This is a genomic window from Streptomyces ambofaciens ATCC 23877, assembly GCF_001267885.1.
Taxonomy (GTDB): Bacteria; Actinomycetota; Actinomycetes; order Streptomycetales; family Streptomycetaceae; genus Streptomyces; species Streptomyces ambofaciens.
Genome location: NZ_CP012382.1, coordinates 522,864 through 541,887 on the forward strand (window position 1 = coordinate 522,864; position 19,024 = coordinate 541,887).

Annotated in this window: 15 protein-coding genes; 5 read left to right on the forward strand and 10 right to left on the reverse strand. The window is 71.2% G+C overall.

Going from position 1 to position 19,024, the window contains the following annotated elements:
• Positions 1–20 precede the first annotated feature (20 nt).
• On the reverse strand, positions 21–428 hold the full coding sequence (locus SAM23877_RS02340) for a VOC family protein (protein ID WP_053126390.1): 408 nt from the start codon (positions 426–428) through the stop codon (positions 21–23).
• A 143-nt stretch (positions 429–571) separates the two neighbouring features.
• On the opposite strand from SAM23877_RS02340, the gene SAM23877_RS02345 reads away from it, so the two are divergent.
• Entirely contained in the window at positions 572–1,621 is a 1,050-nt protein-coding gene (locus SAM23877_RS02345; protein ID WP_053126392.1) for an ArsR/SmtB family transcription factor, read from the forward strand.
• Positions 1,622–1,662: 41 nt separating this feature from the next.
• On the opposite strand, the gene SAM23877_RS02350 is transcribed toward SAM23877_RS02345, so the two are convergent.
• Positions 1,663–3,447 (reverse strand): FAD-binding dehydrogenase, encoded by a 1,785-nt coding sequence (locus SAM23877_RS02350; protein WP_053126394.1) that lies wholly within the window; start codon positions 3,445–3,447, stop codon positions 1,663–1,665.
• Between the two features lie 367 nt (positions 3,448–3,814).
• Here SAM23877_RS02350 and SAM23877_RS02355 point away from each other — a divergent pair, with 367 nt between their 5' ends.
• The 4 genes from SAM23877_RS02355 to SAM23877_RS02370 all read left to right on the forward strand — a co-directional run bounded on the left by SAM23877_RS02355 (position 3,815) and on the right by SAM23877_RS02370 (position 11,646).
• The gene (locus SAM23877_RS02355; protein WP_053126396.1) at positions 3,815–5,281 is read left to right on the forward strand and encodes an aldehyde dehydrogenase family protein; all 1,467 of its coding nucleotides are present in this window, start codon (positions 3,815–3,817) and stop codon (positions 5,279–5,281) included.
• A gap of 65 nt (positions 5,282–5,346) precedes the next feature.
• Positions 5,347–6,918, forward strand: a complete 1,572-nt coding sequence (locus SAM23877_RS02360; protein ID WP_053126398.1) for a GMC family oxidoreductase — start codon at positions 5,347–5,349, stop codon at positions 6,916–6,918.
• Positions 6,915–9,005: a choline BCCT transporter BetT gene (betT, locus tag SAM23877_RS02365; protein WP_053126400.1), complete on the forward strand. Its 2,091-nt coding sequence runs from the start codon at positions 6,915–6,917 to the stop codon at positions 9,003–9,005. Before SAM23877_RS02360 ends, betT begins: the two co-directional genes overlap by 4 nt.
• Positions 9,006–9,261: 256 nt before the next feature.
• Positions 9,262–11,646 (forward strand): SpoIIE family protein phosphatase, encoded by a 2,385-nt coding sequence (locus SAM23877_RS02370; protein WP_053126403.1) that lies wholly within the window; start codon positions 9,262–9,264, stop codon positions 11,644–11,646.
• A gap of 182 nt (positions 11,647–11,828) precedes the next feature.
• On the opposite strand, the gene SAM23877_RS02375 is transcribed toward SAM23877_RS02370, so the two are convergent.
• The 8 genes from SAM23877_RS02375 to SAM23877_RS02410 all read right to left on the reverse strand — a co-directional run bounded on the left by SAM23877_RS02375 (position 11,829) and on the right by SAM23877_RS02410 (position 18,769).
• Entirely contained in the window at positions 11,829–12,470 is a 642-nt protein-coding gene (locus tag SAM23877_RS02375) for a sigma-70 family RNA polymerase sigma factor (RefSeq protein ID WP_053126405.1), read from the reverse strand.
• A 189-nt stretch (positions 12,471–12,659) separates the two neighbouring features.
• Positions 12,660–13,379, reverse strand: a complete 720-nt coding sequence (locus SAM23877_RS02380) for a hypothetical protein (RefSeq protein WP_053126408.1) — start codon at positions 13,377–13,379, stop codon at positions 12,660–12,662.
• A gap of 175 nt (positions 13,380–13,554) precedes the next feature.
• A complete protein-coding gene (locus SAM23877_RS02385) occupies positions 13,555–14,586 on the reverse strand; it encodes an ABC transporter substrate-binding protein (protein WP_053126410.1) in 1,032 nt (343 codons plus the stop codon).
• A gap of 40 nt (positions 14,587–14,626) precedes the next feature.
• Positions 14,627–15,400, reverse strand: coding sequence for an ABC transporter ATP-binding protein (locus tag SAM23877_RS02390; protein WP_053126412.1), 774 nt, complete (start codon positions 15,398–15,400; stop codon positions 14,627–14,629).
• Complete coding sequence (locus SAM23877_RS02395; RefSeq protein WP_053126414.1) at positions 15,400–16,506, reverse strand: FecCD family ABC transporter permease; 1,107 nt, start codon at positions 16,504–16,506, stop codon at positions 15,400–15,402. Before SAM23877_RS02395 ends, SAM23877_RS02390 begins: the two co-directional genes overlap by 1 nt.
• 296 nt (positions 16,507–16,802) lie before the next feature.
• The gene (locus SAM23877_RS02400) at positions 16,803–17,792 is read right to left on the reverse strand and encodes a phage baseplate protein (RefSeq protein ID WP_053126416.1); all 990 of its coding nucleotides are present in this window, start codon (positions 17,790–17,792) and stop codon (positions 16,803–16,805) included.
• A gap of 185 nt (positions 17,793–17,977) precedes the next feature.
• Positions 17,978–18,178: a hypothetical protein gene (locus SAM23877_RS39590; protein WP_053126418.1), complete on the reverse strand. Its 201-nt coding sequence runs from the start codon at positions 18,176–18,178 to the stop codon at positions 17,978–17,980.
• Positions 18,179–18,373: 195 nt separating this feature from the next.
• A complete protein-coding gene (locus SAM23877_RS02410) occupies positions 18,374–18,769 on the reverse strand; it encodes a RidA family protein (protein ID WP_053126420.1) in 396 nt (131 codons plus the stop codon).
• Positions 18,770–19,024 lie beyond the last annotated feature (255 nt).

Genomic DNA, 19,024 nt, shown 5'->3' on the forward strand with positions numbered 1-19,024 from the left:
GGCGCTCGTCGGACGCCCGGTCAGCTCTGGGCCGCGGCGGCGTCCATCCACATGACTTCCCAGGTGTGTCCGTCCACGTCGTCGAAGGCACGGCCGTACATGAACCCGTGGTCCTGGGTCTCACCGGTGACCGAGCCGCCGGCGGCGACGGCCTTGTCCACCAGTTCGTCGACCGCCTCACGGCTGGGCGCGCTCAGCGCGAGCAGCACTTCACTGGACGTCGTCGAGTCCACGATCCGCTTCTTCGTGAACTCGCCGTACTTCCGGTGGCTGTGCAGCATCAGGGTCACGGTGTCGCTCAGCGGGATCGAAGCCGTCGTGTCATCGCTGAACTGGTCGTTCAGGGCATATCCCAGTTCGGTGAAGAACTTCTTCGACGCCTCCAGGTCGTTGGCGGCCAGGTTGACGAAAACCATCTGCTGGTACACGTGCTGGGTCCCTCTCGTGAGTGTCTCGCACGCCGAGTGCCGTCGCGGGCAGGCCCGTGATCGGAGCCTAGGAACCGGCCGCCGCCTCCGGACGTCGATTCGATCAGATTCGAAAACGTCCCGGCACCCCCAGGAGGCCCGCCTTGATCCGCCTGCACATGTCCGCCGAGCGGCTCGTCGGCTTACGGTGGGCGGTGTCCCCGGTGGGCGAGTTGGCCGCCGCGCTGGTCGCGGTCTCCGAGGCCAGGACGGGCGACCCGGTCCTGCGTCGCCTCCGGACCCTGCTGAACTCGGGGCACCTGCCCACACTGGCAGCCGTCACCCGCGGCTACACGGCCTACCTCCCGGAACTGCTCACCCCGCCGCCCCGCACCTTCCTGCCGCCGGTGGAGGAGCAACTGCACGCCGTGGCCTCGACGCCGACGAGCACCGTGAGCGCCCAGTTCACGGCGTTCCTCTCCGGGGGAACGGCGCGCAGGGACCGCTGTCCGTGGCTCGGGGAGTCCGAGCTGAAGCGGGCCGACGCGCGGGTGCGCGGCCGCATCGAAGTGAGCGAGCACGACCTGCGTGAGCGGCTGGCGGGCGAACTGCACTGGTTGTGGGAGCGGTCGATGGCGGCCCGCTGGGAGGCGGTCACCGCGAGCTTCGAAGGCTTCGTCGAGCGGCAGGGCGCCGTCGCCGCACGTGAGGGACTCGGCGGCGCACTGGCGGCCCTGCACTCCTCGATGCGCTGGAAGGAGGGGTCCCTGCAGATCGCCTCCCCCCTCGACGGCGAGGTGAGCGGGGATCACCCCTTCACGCTCGTGCCCAGCGTCTTCCTGACGCGCATCGGCCTGCACGCGCCCCTGGACCGCGACGAAGCCCAGCTCGTGGTCCCCGTGACCGCGTCGCCGGAGACGAAGCCGGTCATGGCCCCGGTCCTCGGGGCCACCCGTCTGGCGATCCTGCGCGGCCTCACCGAACCGTGCACGACCACGGCGTTGGCCGCTCGGCATCACCTCACCGCCGCCACCGTCTCCTTCCACCTCTCCCGTCTCCTCGCCGCCGACCTCGTCCGACGGGAGCGCAACGGGCGGTACGTGCACTACCGCCGCACCGCGAGGGCCCGGACCCTGCTGAGCCCCGCCCCGCCGGCCGGCGCTCCGACCGCACCCGGTCGCCCGGAGGCCGACTCCCCGGAGCGACCCCGCTGAGCTCCCGCCGGTCTCAGGTCGCAGGTCGCAGGTCTCAGCTCTCAGGTCGCTGTCGCCGCGGCCGCCGCCCGCCCGGCCTGGCGGCCGGAGAAGAGGCAACCGCCGAGGAAGGTGCCCTCCAGTGACCGGTACCCGTGGACACCGCCTCCCCCGAACCCCGCCACCTCGCCGGCGGCGTACAGTCCCGGAACGGGTTCGCCCGACGCGTTCAGGACGCGGCCGCCGAGGTCGGTCTGGAGGCCGCCGAGGGTCTTGCGGGTGAGGATGTTGAGGCGCACGGCGATGAGAGGTCCGGCGTCCGGGTCCAGGATCCGGTGGGCGGAAGCCGTCCGGCTCAGCGCGTCCCCGGGGTAGGCGAGCGCGTTGCGGATGCCCATGACCTGCACGTCCTTGGTGTACGGGTTGCCCATCTCCCGGTCACGGGCCTCGATCTGACGCTTGAGGTCGTCGTGCCGGATCAGACCGTCACCGGTAAGCTTGTTCATGCCTCTGACGAGTTCCGGCAGACTCGTCGCCACGACGAAGTCCTCACCGTGCTTCTTGAACTTCTCGATCGGTTCCGGTGTCTGCCAGATCCGGGAGAGGAGTTTCCAGACGTTCTTCTCGGTGAGGTCCGGGTTCTGCTCGGAGCCCGAGAGCGCGAACTCCTTGGCGATGATCTTCTGAGTGGTGACGAACCACGAGTAGTCGTACCCGGTGTCCGTGATCGACTTCAGGGTGTGCAGGGTGTCGTAGCCAGGTATGTCGGGAGTGCCGAACCGTCTGCCGGTGGCGTCGAACCACAGGGACGACGGTCCGGGCAGGATGCGGATGCCGTGGCCGGGCCAGATCGGGTCGTAGTTCCTGAGGCCCTCCGTGTAGTGCCACATGCGGTCCGGGTTGACGATACGACCGCCCGCGGACTCGGCGATCGCCAGCATCCGCCCGTCCACGTGCGCCGGAACACCGGTGATCATCGTCTTGGGCGGTGTGCCGAGGCGGTCGGGCCAGTTCTGCCGGACGAGGTCGTGGTCGGCGCCGATGCCGCCGGACGTCACGACAACCACCGGGGCACGCAGCTCGAACTCGCCGACGACGGTGCGCGAACTCGGTCTGCCCCGGGACACCGCGCTCGGTTCCAGGACGGCGCCCCGCACGCCGGTGACGGTGCCGTTGGTCGTCACGAGGCCGTCGACGCGGTGCCGGAACCTGAAGGCGACCCGGCCGGCGGCCTGAGCCGCCCTGACCTTCTTCTCGAACGGCTCGACGACGGCCGGCCCCGTGCCCCAGGTGACATGGAACCGGGGTACGGAGTTGCCGTGTCCGTCGGCCAGTCCGCCGCCGCGTTCGGCCCAGCCGACGAGGGGGAACCACTGGACGCCGAGGCCCGCGAGCCAGGAACGCTTCTCACCCGCGGCGAAGTCCACGTACGCCTCGGCCCACTTGTAGCCCCAGTGGTCCTGTCCGGTGGGGTCACCGACACCCCGGTCGAAGCCCGCCGTGCCGAGCCAGTCCTGCCAGGCCAGGTCACGTGTGTCCTTGATGCCCATCAGGCGCTGTTCCTCCGAGTCGACGAAGAACAGGCCCCCGAAGGACCAGAAGGCCTGACCGCCCAGCGAGGCCTCCGGTTCCTGGTCGAGGAGCAGTACCTTACGGCCGGCCGCGGCGAGTTCGGCCGTCGCCACCAGGCCGGCGAGGCCGTGGCCGACGACGATCGCGTCCGCCTGCTGCGACTCGGCGGCGAAGGCGGGCGCGGTCTGTGCCAGGGCGGCCGCGGCGAGCGCGCCTCCCGTGGCGGTGAGGGCGTGGCGGCGAGTGATCCCGGCAGGTGCTGACGAGTTCTGCATGGGCTGCCTTCCGATGGCGTACGGAGGGAGAGCGCGCGCGTCACGACTGCGACGGCAGGAGGTTACCGAAGGTGTTACCGACGGTAGCCCAACCGGCCCATCGCGACCAGAGTGCTGCATGAGGCGGCGTCCACCCGGGGGCGCCGGGACCGTCCGGCGCTCACCGGGCCGGCTCCCCCGCCATACGGAGGGGCCCGTCCGGGCGAAGAGTTCGCCCGAGTCACTCGCGAGAACCGCAAGGGAGCCGCCAAGGCGACAGCAGAGGGTAATGTCCCGGTTTGCCAGGGCGTGTCATGTTCCCGCTTCCGGGGAGCGGTCCGTCGCCGCAGCGGCCCTGACGACGTCCGGCCCCACAGGAGGTTCCCCCGTGAGCGATCTGTACATCGACGGTGAGTGGACGCGGGCGGCGGCCGGCGCGCGGCGGGAGGTGCTCAACCCGTTCGACGCCTCCGTCGTCGCCACCGTCGACGAGGCGGACGCCGCCGACGCGGACCGGGCGGTGCGCGCCGCCCGCCGCGCGTTCGCCGAGGAGGAGTGGGCGGACGTGCCCACCCGCCGACGGGCCGACCTCCTGATGCGCGTCCACTCCCTGCTGCTGCGCGACAAAGAGGAGATCGCCCGTACCGAAACCCTCGACACCGGCAAGACGCTCACCGAGGCCCGCATCGACGTGGAGGACGTGGCGAACGCCTTCCGCTACTACGGAGAACTGGCCGACAAGGACGGCGGCCGGGTCGTGGACGTGGGGCCGGACGTCCTCAGCCGCGTCGTCCACCAGCCGGTCGGGGTGTGCGCGCTCATCGCCCCCTGGAACTACCCGCTGCTCCAGGCCTCGTGGAAGGTGGCACCCGCGCTGGCCGCGGGGAACACCATCGTCCTCAAGCCGAGCGAGGTCACCCCGCTCACCACGATCGCCATGGTCCGGCTCATCGAGGAGGCCGGGGCACCGCGCGGCGTCGTCAACCTGCTCCTGGGGGCCGGCGCGACGGTCGGCGCCGCCCTGACCGGCCACCCCGAGGTGGACCTGGTGTCGTTCACCGGCGGCCTCGCCACCGGACGCGCCATCATGGCCGCGGCCGCCGAGGGCCCGAAGAAGGTGGCCCTGGAACTGGGCGGGAAGAATCCCAACGTCGTCTTCGAGGACGCGGACTTCGACACGGCCGTGGACCACGCGCTCAATGCCGCGTTCCTGCACTCCGGGCAGGTCTGCTCCGCCGGTTCACGGCTGCTGGTGCAGGACACCCTGCACGACGCGTTCGTCGAGGCCCTCGCCCGCCGGGCCGCGGCGATCCGGCTCGGCAGCGGCCTGGAGGAGGGCACGGAGAGCGGTCCGCTCAGCTCCGCCGAGCACCGCGCCAAGGTCGAGGCGCACATCGCCGCCGCCCTGGAGGAGGGCGCCCGGCTCGTCACCGGCGGCACACGTCCGGACGATCCCGCGCTGAGCCGCGGCTTCTTCGTCCTGCCGACCGTGTTCGCGGACTGCGACAGGTCCATGCGCATCGTCCAGGAGGAGGTGTTCGGCCCGGTCGTCACCGTCGAGCGCTTCCGTACCGAGGACGAGGCGGTGGAACTGGCCAACGACACCCGCTACGGCCTGGCCGGCGGCGTGTGGACCTCCGACGCGAGCCGCGCCCAGCGCGTCGCCCAGCGGCTGCGGCACGGCACCGTGTGGATCAACGACTTCCACCCGTACGTGCCCCAGGCGGAATGGGGCGGCTTCGGACACTCCGGCGTCGGACGGGAGCTGGGGCCCGCCGGGCTGCGGGAGTACCAGGAGGCCAAGCACATCTACCAGAACCTCTCCCCCGCCCCCTCCGGCTGGTTCAAGGGCTGAACGGGACGCGCTCCCCCGCCCGGCCGCAGGACCGCCGCAGACCGGCCCCGGACGAAAGGCACCTCATGGCCTCCACCACCCCGCACGGCCCGGAGACCTCCTACGACTACGTCATCGTCGGCGGCGGCACCGCCGGTTGCGTGCTCGCGGCGCGCCTGAGCGAGGACCCGGACTGCCGTGTCTGCGTCATCGAGGGCGGCCCCAGCGACGTCGGCGACGACCGGATCCTGCGCCTGCGCAACTGGATCAACCTGCTCGGTTCGGAGTTCGACTACGGCTACACGACCGTCGAGCAGCCACGCGGCAACTCCCACATCCTCCACTCGCGCGCCCGCGTGCTCGGCGGGTGTTCCTCGCACAACACGCTGATCAGCTTCATGCCCCTGCCGCAGGACCTGGACGACTGGGTGGCCCGGGGCTGCGTCGGCTGGGATCCGCAGACCGTCCTCCCCTACCGCGACCGGCTGCGCACGCACATCGTGCCGGTGGCCGAGGCGGACCGCAATCCGATCGCGAGGGACTTCGTCACCGCCGCCGCGCGCGCCACGGGCGTTCCCGTCGTCGAGGACTTCAACGCCGAACCCTTCGCCGACGGCACCGGCTTCTTCTCCCTGGCCTACCAGCCGGAGGGCAACCTGCGCTCCTCCGCCTCGGTCGCCTACCTGCATCCGGTCCTGGACCGCCCCAACCTCACGCTCCGCCTGGAGACCTGGGCCCACCGCCTGCTCACCGACGAGGCGGGCCGGCTCACCCGCGTCGCCGTACGGGGCCCCGACGGCATGCCCGCCGCCGTGCGCGCGGAGCGCGAGCTGCTCCTGTGTGCGGGAGCCGTCGACACTCCGCGGCTGCTGATGCTCTCCGGCTTCGGGCCTGCCGACCAGCTGCGCGCCCTGGGCATCGAGGTGCGGGCCGACCTGCCGGGCGTGGGAGAGAACCTGCTGGACCATCCGGAGTCGGTGATCGTCTGGGAGACGGCCGGCCCGCTGCCGCCGAACTCCGCGATGGATTCCGACGCCGGGCTCTTCCTTCGGCGCGAGCCGGACCAGCCACGCCCGGACCTGATGTTCCACTTCTACCAGGTGCCGTTCACCGTCAACACCGAACGCCTCGGCTACCCGGTTCCGGAGCACGGCGTGTGCATGACGCCGAACGTTCCGCGTGCCCGGTCCACCGGGCGCATGTGGCTGCGCAGCAGCAACCCCGCCGAGCATCCCGCGCTCGACTTCCGGTACTTCACCGACCCCGAGGGACACGACGAGCGCACCATCGTCGACGGCCTGAGGGTCGCCCGCGAGATCGCCGCCACCGACCCGCTGCGCGACTGGCTCGTACGGGAGGTGGCGCCCGGCCCCGACGTGACCTCCGACGCCGCCCTGTCGGAGTACGGGCGCCGTGCCGCGCACACCGTCTACCACCCGGCGGGCACCTGCCGGATGGGTGCCCCGGACGACCCGATGGCCGTGTGCGACCCGCAGTTGAGACTGCGGGGCGTGGACGGCGTACGCATCGTGGACGCGTCGGTCTTCCCGTCCATGCCCACCATCAACCCCATGGTGACCGTTCTGCTGGTCGCCGAGCGTGCCGTGGACCTGCTCGGCGGTGGCCCCGGCGCGGCGGGCCGGGAGGCGGACCGGTGACCGAACAGGCGGCCTCGGACGACCACCCGGCGGGCTCGGGCACGCTCAAGCCCGTGGTCTTCTTCGGCTCGGCCGCGCTGATCCTCTCCCTCTCGTTGTGGGCGATCATCTCGCCCTCCGGAGCCGAGAAGGCCATCGGAGTGGCCGTCGACAGGATCTCGTCCTGGTTCGGGTGGTACTACTTCCTCGCCGCGACGCTGGTCCTGGTGTTCGTCGTCTACATCGGTGTGTCCAAGTACGGCACGGTCAAGCTGGGACCGAAGCACTACAAGCCGGACTACGGACTCTTCGCGTGGGCGGCGATGCTGTTCGCGGCGGGCATCGGCATCGACCTGATGTTCTTCTCCGTGGCGGGTCCGGTGAGCCACTACCTCGCGCCGCCGGAGGGCTCCCCGGAGACGGTCGAGGCGGCGCGACAGGCGGTGGTGTGGACGTTGTTCCACTACGGCATCACCGGCTGGGCGATGTACGCCCTCATGGGCATGGTGCTCGGCTACTTCGCCTTCCGGTACCGGCTCCCGCTCGCGATCCGCTCCGCGCTGTACCCGGTCATCGGCCGCCGCATCCACGGGAGGATCGGTGACACGGTCGACCTGGCGGCCATCATCGGCACCGTCTTCGGCATCTCCGTGTCGCTCGGCATCGGCGTGGTCCAGCTGAACTACGGGCTGAAGGTCCTCTTCGGCGTGCCGGAGGGGCTGCCCGCGCAGATCGGCCTGATCGTGGTGGCGGTGGTGATGGCCACCGTGTCCGCCGTGTCCGGAGTGGACAAGGGCATCCGGCGTCTGTCACAGCTCAACGTCCTGCTCGCCGTCCTCCTCATGCTCTTCGTCCTGGTCGTGGGCGAACCCTTCAGACTGCTCAACGCGCTGGTGCAGAACATCGGCGACTACATCAGCGGCTTCCCCTCGATGACCCTGAACACGTTCGCCTACGACCAGCCCACCGAGTGGCTGAACGCGTGGACGCTGTTCTTCTGGGCCTGGTGGATCGCCTGGGCCCCCTTCGTGGGACTGTTCCTGGCCCGGATCTCCCGCGGCCGCACCCTGCGGCAGTTCGTGGCCGCGACGCTGATCGTCCCGTTCCTCTTCACCGGGCTCTTCCTCTCGATCCTCGGCAACAGTGCCCTGTTCCTCGTACGGGACGGAAACACCGAGTTCGGCCGGACCGCGATGGACTCGCCGGAGCAGGCCTTCTACGGGTTGCTGGAGCAGTACCCGGGCGCGACCTTCAGCGCCGGCCTCGCCACGTTCGTCGGGCTGTTGCTGTACGTCACCTCCGCGGACTCCGGCGCGCTGGTGATGGGCAATCTCAGCTCCGACCTGCCGACCCCGGTGACCGACGCGGCACCGTGGCTGCGCATCTTCTGGGCGGTGGCGACAGGATTGCTCACGCTCGCCATGCTCCTCGTGGGCGGTGTGCAGGCCCTGACCGACGCCACGATCATCATGGGCCTGCCCTTCTCCGTCGTCATGTTCCTGATCATGATCGGTCTCTACCTGGCATTGCGTACCGAACGCATGCGGGAGGAGGCACTGGCCACCTCGCTCCCTGCCTCGCTGTCCGGGCGTACCACCCAGCAGGGCCCACCGGGTACCCGGAACTGGCGGCGGCGGCTCGCACGGGCGACGACCTTCCCCGGCCGTCGGGCGGCCCTGCGGTTCCTCGACGACGTGTGCCGCCCCGCTTTCCAGGACGTCGTCGAGGAACTGCGGGAGCAGGGCACGTCGGCGGAGCTCCTGGAAGGGGAGAGCGAGGAGAGCGCCCTGCCGCACGTGGGGCTCCAGGCGCCGACCGGCCCGAGCGACGTCTTCGTCTACCGGATCTGGCCCGTGGAGTTGCCCACACCCGGCTTCGCGACCCGTTCGGTCAGCACCCACGACAGCTACGTGCGCTGCGAGGTCCAGCTGGCCGAGGGGAACCAGGGCTACGACGTGATGGGCTACACGAGGGAGCAGCTCATCGCGGACGTGCTCGACCACTACGAGCGCCATCTGGAGTTCCTGCGGTTGCATCACGAGGCGGCGGCGCGCTCGGCCCTGCCCGACCACCGCCCCGACGACCCGGAGGCGCACCTGCCGGAATAGCGGACGACCGGCTTCCCGCGCAGACCGCGGCCCTGGGCACGCCGCCACGTGCCGTTGCCGGAAGGCCTCGCTCTGGGCCGAGTGACCGGCTCACCGCGGTCTGGCGAACGGCGCGAGTCGCCGTGGACGAGATCGTGGTGCGGCCCACCGCTCAGCGGTGACGACCCCCTCCCCCGGCCGGTGTGCCGCCCTGCGGTTGTGTCCACCGGTGGTACGGCGGATTCTGTAGGGGACGAACGGGGGCTGGTACGGGCCTATGACTGGATGGACCGCGGACGAAGGCGCCGACTTCCGGGGCCCCCTCGACATCACCAGGGCGGCCACGATGGTCATCGACGCCCAGGACACGGTCATCGGGTGGAGCCCCGCGGCGGAGCGGCTGCTCGGCTATCCGTCTCAGGAGATCGTCGGCCGGCCTCTGTCCACGTTCCTGTCGAGCGGCCCCACGCCCTCGGTTTCCCCGCTCCCCCTGTCTCTGCAGGGGAACGAGATCCGCGCCGCCCGGAGCCGGGAGGGGCGCGAGGTGGTCGTCGCCACCGCGGTGTGCCCCCTCCCCGGCGCCGGCAGGGCGGTGCGCGTCCTGGTCGCCACGGAGCTGAAACAGCTCAGGATGTGGGACGCCCGGATGGCCCTGCTGCACGGTCTGGCCACCCAGTCACCCGTGGGGCTGGCCATCTACGACACCGAACTGCGTCTCACCTGGTGCAACGCGGCCTACGAACGGGAGATCGGCCGGCCCTTCGCCGAGTTCCGCGGCCTTCGGGCCGATGAGCTGTACGCGGAGGGACGGTTCGTGACCAAGGGGCACCCGCCCACCCTGGAGGCGGTCATGCGGCGCGTGCTCGCCACCGGGGAGCCCTTCCTGGACCTGCACTTCCAGGGCCGGCCGCCCAGCGATCCGGAAACGGACCACCTCTGGTCCTGCGCCTACTACCGGCTCCAGGACGCCGACGGCCATGTCTTCGGGGTCTGCGAGGACGCGTTCGACATCTCCGACCGCCAGAGGGCCCAGCAACGGCTGGCCCTGCTCGTCGAGGCCGGCCGCGGGATCGGCACCACGCTCGACGTGATGGTCACCGCACGGAAGATCACCGAGGTGGCGGTTCCGGAGTTCGCCTCCGTCGTCACGGTCGACCTGGCCAGCGAGGTCCTGGAGGGGGAGGTACCGGCCACCGACGGCTCGGCGCCCATGCCTCTGGTGCGGGCCGCCCGCTGCCCGAGCGCGGACCACCACGCCCGGAAGCCCGACGTGGCGTCCCCGTCCTCACGCGTGGCGTACCCGTCCGGTTCGCCGCAGGACCGCTGCCTCTCCTCGGGCGGCCTCGTGCTCGACGACACGACCCTCGTCGTACCGCTCCGGGCCGGTGCCGGCATGCTGGGCCTCGTCACCTTCGTCCGCGGCGCCGGGTCGGCCACCTTCGACGGCGGCGAGGTGGCGCTGGCCGACGAGTTGGTCGCCCGTACCGCCGTGTCCATCGACAACGCCCGCCGCTTCACCCGTGAGCGCAACGCCGCCCTGACGCTCCAGCGCCAGCTGCTGCCGCGGCAGCTGTGCGAGGGGTCGGCGGTGGAACTGGCCTACCGCTATCTGCCCACGGACGACGTGACCGGCGTCGGCGGGGACTGGTTCGACGTGATCCCCCTGTCCGGGACCCGGGTCGGGCTCGTGGTCGGGGACGTGGTCGGCCACGGGTTGCAGGCCGCCGCCACCATGGGGCGGCTGCGTACGACCGTACGCGCGTTCGCCCAGCTGGACATGGACCCCGTCGAGGTCCTGTCACGGCTCGACGACCTCGTCGCCCAGTCGGGAGAGGAGCAGTGGGGCGAGACGGGTGCGCCGGACGGCGGGCACGCCGATGTGACCACGGGGGCGACCTGTCTCTACTCGGTCTACGATCCGGTGTCGCGGCGCTGTGTCATGGCCCGGGCCGGCCACCTGCCACCGGCGGTCGTCGACCCGGACGGCCGGCTCTCCTTCCCGGAGCTCCCGGCCGGGCCGCCCCTCGGTCTCGGTGGCCTCCCCTTCGAGTCCACGGAGATCGAACTGCCCGTGGGCAGCCTGCTGGCCCTCTTCACGGACGGCCTGGTCGAAGCGCGCGACCACGACATCGATCACGGACTGGCCACTCTGGGGCGGGTGCTCAGTGACCGGCACGCGTCCTTGGAGGAACTGTGCGACCGGGCCGTGGCGGAGCTCCTCCCCGGCGGCTCGACGGCGGACGACACCGCACTGCTGCTGGTCCGCACCCGCGAACTGGACACCTCGCAGGTCGCCGAATGGGAGCTTCCCGCCGAGCCGCTCACCGCGGGCCGCTTCCGGGACCTGGCCACCGGGCAACTGGACCGGTGGGGACTGGAGGAGCTGGCGTTCACGACCGAGCTGGTCGTCAGTGAGCTGGTGACCAACGCGGTCAGGTACGCCGCGGGGCCGGTGCGGGTCCGCCTCATCCGGGACCGCACCCTTCTGTGCGAGGTCGCCGACACCGGCCACACGTCACCGCACCTGCGTCACAGCAGCGAGGACGACGAGGGCGGACGAGGCCTGTTCATCGTCGCGCAACTCGTCCAGCGGTGGGGGACCCGCTACTCCGGCACCGGCAAGACCATCTGGACCGAACAGGCCTTCCCCGCCACGGAATAGGAGGCTCGGTCACGCCGGCGCGCGGCGCTGCGGGGTGGTCGGTGTGTGCGGCGGGCCTTTCTGGCGCTTGCGGCTCTTTCGCACCCGCGAGCCGCCGGCGCTTCTCGCGGCACCGGGCTCCGGAGCGCCCATCGCTCCGGAGCCCGGTGAGCGGCCCTTCGCCGGGCGTGTCACGGGGCCTGTCAGGCGGTGGCACCCAACGGTTCGGCCCGCTCGGCGTCGTGCAGGGCCCGCATCAGGGAGGCACGGGCCCTGGCGACGCGGGACCGGACCGTTCCGACCGGGCAGTCGCTGAGCGCGGCCGCCTCCGCGTAGGGAAGGCCGAGGAGCTGGGTGAGCACGAACGCCTCACGGCGTTCGTCGGGCAGCGCCGCCAGCAGCTCCCCGAGCGCGATGCCGTCGTCGAAGCCCGGCAGGCCGCGCTCCTGCGCGCGTTCGGCGACGGTCTGCCAGTCGTCGGTGTCGGCGAGGCGGGGCCGGGCCGAGGCGTGCCGGTAGCTGTCGACGACCGCGCGCCGGGCGATGGACAACAGCCAGGTCCGGGCGGAGGAGCGGCCCTCGAAGCGGTGCAGGCTGCCGAGGGCCCGCAGGAAGGTGTCCTGGGCCAGGTCGTCGGCGGTCTGGGGGTCGGCACCGAGATAGGTGACGAAATGGCGTACGTCGCGGTGGAGGGCGCGTACGAGGTGGTCGACGGCCTCCGTGTCACCGTCGCGGGCGGCGAGCGCCCAGGTCGTCGTCGACACGTCCGCGGACGTCCTCGCGTCGCGGTCGCGTGCGGCTCGTGACGTCATGTCACATGTCTCGGGCAGGGCAGGACTGATCACCTGGTGTCCTTCTCGGGAGGCCGGAGGCCCGGCATGCGGGCGCCCGGCACCCGGATCCGGCCGCGTGGGACACGGGGCGGATCCGGTGACGGTGGGGAGTGGCGGGCGTACCCGCGCACGGCGGTGTACGTCCGTCGCCCGAGCCGCCCGGGCGCGCTGCACCGGGGCGGTGTCGGGGAGCCGGCTGTCTCAGACGACAGCGGTCCCCGTGGGAGGGCCCCGAGAAGTGATCGCGTACACGAGGAAGAGCCGGCGCGGCCTCCGCGCCGAGCGGCCGCGCCGGGTGAGGAGGCGGGGCCGGTGCGGGAGCGCGGGAAGCGCGAGGCTCAGCCGCAGTGGGGCGGCCAGCCGTCCGGCGACGGCCCGCAGGACGCGGAAGGCGGCGCGTTCACCATGCGCGAGCCACAGGCCGCTCAGCAGCGCGGCCAGCAGGTGGGCGGCCAGCATGCCCGAGGAGGACATTCCGCCCATGGCGTGGCCCATGCCCGCCATGGAGTCCGTGACACCCGTCGCGCCCGTGGTGGACGCGCCGTGTGTCATGGAGTGCGCGGCATGCCCCATGTGCGCCATGGACGCCATGTGGTCCATGGAAGGGGTGCCGTCGGCCATGCCCCCCACGGAGGCGGACGGCCGCGGGGCGGCGGGCGGCAGCGACCGCTCCTGCGCGTACGAGAACCAGGCGTGCAAGGCGGTCTGGGCGACCACGGCGACCGAGGGGACGAGCACCAGTCCGCGCTCACGGCCGGCCAGGCACCACGCCGCTCCCGCGGTCACCACCGTCGCCGGGGCCAACGCCCACCAGGGCACCGAGGTGCCCGACATCAGGACGTGTCCCAGGGTGGCGAGCAGCACGCAGACGGCCGCGAACACCGCGGCCCTCGTCGTGCGGGAACACCACCCAGCAGTCATGGCGGCTCATCCTCGCATCCCTGGCTCCGCCCTCACGCGGGGATACGGAGCGCTCCCCCGGCCGACACTCAGCACTGTCCCGGTGATTCACGTCACAGTAAAGACCGGGAGCGCGGATCGGGTTCGGACCGACGCATGGGTGCAGGGGTGCCTCCCCGTCCCGAGACGTGCCTCCTCAGCCCTCTCGCCGCCCAAGGCTCCTCAACTCCTCGGCGAGGGAGCTGATGGCCGCGGGGTTGCGCGGGCTCTCGACGAGGTCGACGTAGTCGAGGACGACGATCCGGTCGTTCCTGATCGCCGAGACGTCGGCGAGCGGCTTGTAGGTCATGAGGAACTTCCGCTTCTGTTCCGCGGTGACGTCCCCGTAGTCGTTGATCACGATGACCTCGGGGTCGCGGTCGACGACCGTCTCCCAGCCCACGGTCGTCCAGCTGTCCTTAAGGTCCTTCATGACGTGGTCACCGCCGGCCTTGGTGATGATGTCGTGGGGCCCCGCGTAGGCGCCGGACGTGAACGGCTTGTCCTCGCCGCCGTCGTAGAGGAACACGCGCGGCCGGTCAGCGCCCCGCAAGGCTCCCGCCTGCGCGTCGGCCACCTGCCGGCGGAACTTCCTGATCAGGGATTCGGCCCTGTCCTCGACGTCGAACACCCGGCCCAGGTTCCTGAGGTCCGTGTACAGCGCGTCGAGTGGCGCCATCACGCCGCGGGCCTCGCCCTGTCCGTTGCGGCACGACTCGGTGAGCAGGTACGAGTCGATGCCGACGCGCCGCAGTGCGTCGGGGGTGAAGCCCTCGCCCTCGTTGAAGCCGTAGTTCCAGCCCGCGAAGACCAGGTCGGCCCGGGCGTCCAGGACCAGTTCCTTGTTGATCCGGTCCTTCGAGAGCCACTCGGTCTTCCGGTAGCCGTCCTTCCACGGCACCGTCGCCAGGTCTCCCTTGTCGTCGGGCATGACGTATCCGGCCATGTGGTCCTCGAGGCCGAGGGCGAACATGATCTCGGTGATGCCGACGTCGTTGGTGACCACGCGTCGGGGAGCGCTGTCGAAGGTCTTCTTCTCCCCGCAGTTCTCGACCGTGACCGGATAGTGGCCGTCGGAGGGGCGGGCTTCGTCCCCCTGGCCCTTCTCCGAGGAGACGTCCGCCCCGCAGCCGGTGAGGGCGAGGGCGAGGGCCAGGGCGAGCGCTAGCGGGCGTGCGAGGTCGGGCATGGTGACGGTGGCTCCTTGGAGGGCGGACCTGGGAGGCGGACTACTGGGCGGGGAGACGGTCGAAGAGCAGTTGGACCGCGCCGGTCTCCGGGTGGGGGACGCGGTGCGCCCGGACGCCGAAGACATCGGCCAGCAGGGCGGGCGTGAGGACGTCGTGGGGGGTGCCGGAGGCGACGGTCCGTCCGCCGTCGACGACGTGCAGGAGGTCGCAGTGGAGCGCGGCGAGGTTGAGGTCGTGCAGCGCCGTGAGCACGGTCAGCCCGCTGGAGCGTACGAGGGAGAGGACCTCCAGCTGTTGTGCGATGTCCAGGTGGTTGGTGGGCTCGTCCAGGACCAGGACCTGCGGCTGCTGAGCGAGCGCGCGGGCGATCAGGACCCGCTGCTTCTCGCCGCCGGAGAGTGTGAGGAAGCCGCGGTCGGTCAGATGGACGGCGCCGACTGCCTCCAGCGCGGCGGCGCACGTCCGCCGGTCCTCGTCGGTGACCCGGGCCATCGCCCCCTGGTGCGGCAGCCTGCCCATGGCCACGACCTCGGCCACCGTGAAGTCGAACTCCGCGCCCGCTTCCTGCGGAAGGGCGGCCAGCCGGCGCGCGCTCTCCCGCGCGTTCATGGCCGACAGGTCCTCGCCATCGATACGTACCGCGCCGGCCGTGGGACGCAGGGCCCGGTACACGCATCGCAACAGGGTCGACTTGCCACTGCCGTTGGGCCCGACGAGGCCCACGACCTGGCCGCTCCCCGCGCGCAGCGAGATGTCCCGTACCAGGAGCGCGCCGGAGATCCCGACGGTGACCGCGTCGATGTCGACCTGCATCACACGCCTCCGAAGGTGTAGCTGCGGCGGCGCATGAGCAGGATGAAGCACGGCACACCGATCGCCGCCGTCAGTACGCCCAGCGGCAGTTCGGCGGGGGCCAGCACCACGCGCGACAGGATGTCGACCCAGATCAGCAGTACGGCGCCCGCCAGGGGTGCCACGGCCAGCAGCCGGCGGTGGTCCGCCCCGACCAGCATCCGGGCGGCGTGCGGCACCATCAGGCCCACGAAGCCGATCGCGCCGCTGACCGCGACCACGGCGCCGGTGACGGCGGCGGTGGTGAGGAAGAGCTCCTTGCGCAGCCTGCCGGGGTCGACGCCCAGTGCGGCAGCGGTCTCGTCGCCCATGGCGAGGGCGTTCAGGCGCCGCGCCGACCAGCCGAGGTGGACGAGGCCGCCGAGCACCGCGCCCGCGGCGATCGGCACGGAGGACCAACTCGCGCCGCCCAGACTGCCGAGCAGCCACATCACCGCGGACCGGGCGGCCTCACCGTGCTCGGCGGCGAACACCATGAAGGTGGTCACGGCGGAGAAGCCGTAGTACAGGGCGGTACCCGTCAGCACGAGCCGGAGCGGCGTCAGCCCTCGCGGGGTCCGGGCGATCGCGTACACCAGGGTCATGGCGGCCAGCGCGGACAGGAACGCGGCCGTGGACAGCGCCCAGACACCGAGTGCTCCGAAGGCGCCGAAGACGAGCACGGCGTTGGCTCCCACGCCCGCACCGGAGCTGATGCCGAGGACGAAGGGGTCGGCGAGCGCGTTGCGGACCATGGCCTGGACGGCGACGCCCACGGATGCCAGACCGGCGCCGACGACCGCGGCGAGCAGGGCGCGGGGGAAGCGGAGTTCCCACACGATGGTGTAGGAGGAGACCTCGTCCGGGGCTATCGACCCTCCGGTCAGACCCGCCCAGAGGTAGGAGAGTGCTTCGCTCCACGCGAGCCCCGACGACCCGAACCCCGCCCCGCAGGCCAGGGAGACGGGGAGCGCGACGCACAGGCCGGTCACGAGCAGGGGCAACGGGATGCGTCGGGGTGGTGGGGGCCGACCGCTGCCGGTACCGCGGTGCGGGGCGGCGGATGTGCGGTCGCGGAGCGTGGCCACAGGCGGATCGCTTTCGCCTCGGGCCGTGCGCCTGCGTGTTCGAAGGAGCGGGCCCGGGCGCCGTGCGCCGTGCGCAGCACCTCTCGCAGTCCACGGCGATTGACAGGAGCTTCACCACCGCGGGTAATCGGGCTTACGGAAACCTGTACGGGATTCCGCCTACCGTTGCGGGTCAGCGCCGGACTTCGACCGGACTTCCCCCACGAGGCCCTTGCAGCTTAGCGCCTGTCCCACGCCGCCCCGCCGGGGGGACGGCGGGACCGGCGGCCGACGTGCGGCCGCCGGTCCCGCACTCCTCAGACCAGCGCCTTCTTGTAGAAGATGCTGGAGCGCCGGTCGCCCTCCACACCGGTGGCGAAGCCGATGAAGAGCCGGGCCTCACCGGCGTCGGTGCGGTAGACCGCCAGGCCCTCGGGCTCGCGGTGGTGGAGGGTGGAGCCGGCCTTGGTGAGGACGGGATCCTGCTTCACCGTGCCCGTGTTGATGTCGATGCTGGTGATGTAGGAGTTGCCGTCACCGGTGGGTGTGCCGTTGCCCGGGTACGCGTCGCCGGTCAGGTAGTACATGTACGAGCCGTAGAGGGTGTAGCCCTGGGGCGTGCCGGGGATCGCCGGCTGCTTGAAGTCGACCAGCGGCGTACCGAAGTCGCGCGTCGTGAAGGCGGAGAGCGGGTACACGGCGATGCGCTTGCCGCCGCTGCTCTGGTAGCGCACGATCATGCGCTGGTGGACCGGATCGACTGAGCAGGTGTACTCCGTGGCGCCCGGGATCGGCCGGTAGGCGGCCGAGCCGGCCGGCGAGCTCAGGGTGGTGCCGCCCACGTAGTCGATGGGGGCGAGGGCGGTGCCGTAGCCGCCGGTGTTGGCGGCGCACTCGATCCACAGCTCGGTGCCGGAACCGCTCGGCAGCGCCGCGAAGGCGACGCCGTGACCGAAGCCGTCGAGGTGCATGTACGAGAGGTAGTTCCCGTCGAAGTCCATCTTGTTGATGCACAGGTCACCGGCCGACTCGGAGCTTCCGGTCCGCTTGGTCGCCACGAAGAGGAACTTGTTCACCCAGTCGAACGCGAAGCTCTGCTGGACCCGTGCACCGTGCGTGTTCTTCGAGCGGAACAGGTCGTACGACGGCTCCGTGAGCTCGAACCGCTGGGTGGCGGGCACGGCGGCGGAGGCGGTCTGCGCGCCGAGCCCGAGCCCGAGCGCGGCGAGCGAGGCGCCGGCGCCGGCGCCGGTGCGTAGGAGGCCGCGGCGGGAGAGGGAGAGGGGGGAGCCGGGAGTGCGGTCCATGGGGGGATTCCAGAGGCATGAGCGGTGGATGGGACAAGTGATGCTATCCACCGCTCGGGTCGCGCGACGGGCGGGTCTCCGGGGGCAGTTGGGGGCCGATCGCCGCTGTCGTCGCGGGCCGCACGTGCTCCCGGCCCGGGGCGTCCGCCCGGGCCGCCTCCTCGGCTACTCGGCCTGAAGGGCCTTCAGCGCGTCCTCGACCCGGTCGAGGGTGTAGTGGGCGTCGGTGGGGCGGGCAGCTGCTTGTTGAGCGAGGTGGCTCGGAGGTCCTTCATAAAGGCGTTCACCTCGCTACGCAGGTTGGAGTCCAGGAAGAGGACGTCGGCGTCGCCGACCGCGGAGGCCAGCTTCTCGTGCGAGAGAACGGCCTCCGGCTCCTGGCGCACTCGGGGGTACGGACGCTGCGGCGCTGACGTACTTCGAGCAGCAGGGGGGCGTCTGCGTGCCCCAGTCGTTGCAGGAAGGACTCGCCGTTGAAGCCATAGACGCCGACTGTCACTATTCTGATCGCCGGCATCACCCACCTGCCTGCTGCTCGTGCCGGTTCAACCGGCACGAGCAGGTGAGACGGCAAGGTCGCATCACGCGACGGCGGTCCCCTCGAGCTCGACCATCTGGCCGGGGATCGCCAGCCGTGTCACCCCGAGCATCGTGGTAGTCGGTGCCACCCCGGCGGCGCCCAATCGCGACGCCAACACGCCGTAGTGCGGGAAGAGCAGATCGACGTCAGTGGTGTAGACGTTGAGCCGGACGAGGTTCGCGAGGGACATGCCTGCCTCGCCGAGCACGGCCTCCAGGTTGTCGAGGCTCAGCGCCAACTGTGCGGCCATGTCGCCGTCATGCTGTGGCTTCCCTTCGCCGCTCATCGCGGTCTGCCCGGAGCAGTACAGAGTCCGGGTGTGCCCAGAGACGATCTCCCCCTGGTTGAATCCCATCTCCACCGACCACGTCACCGGGTTGACTGCCGTTCTTTTCACTGCCACTTCAGCTCCATTCGAATACGGGGAATACGTACGTCCATGGGCGCGGTAGCCGCCATCGTTGACGTCGGTGCTCACGAGCCTTCCAACAAATCACGACACCCTTGGTCATGTATGCGATGAGGTTCTCGTAGCGCGCCGATCGGCTGGTCTCGCTGCTGCGTCAGCATGGTCGGCTGACTGCGGACCCGTCGGCCCGCGAGCTGGAGTTGACCGGTTTCCAGGCTGAGCTCACCGGACAAGCGGTGTGCT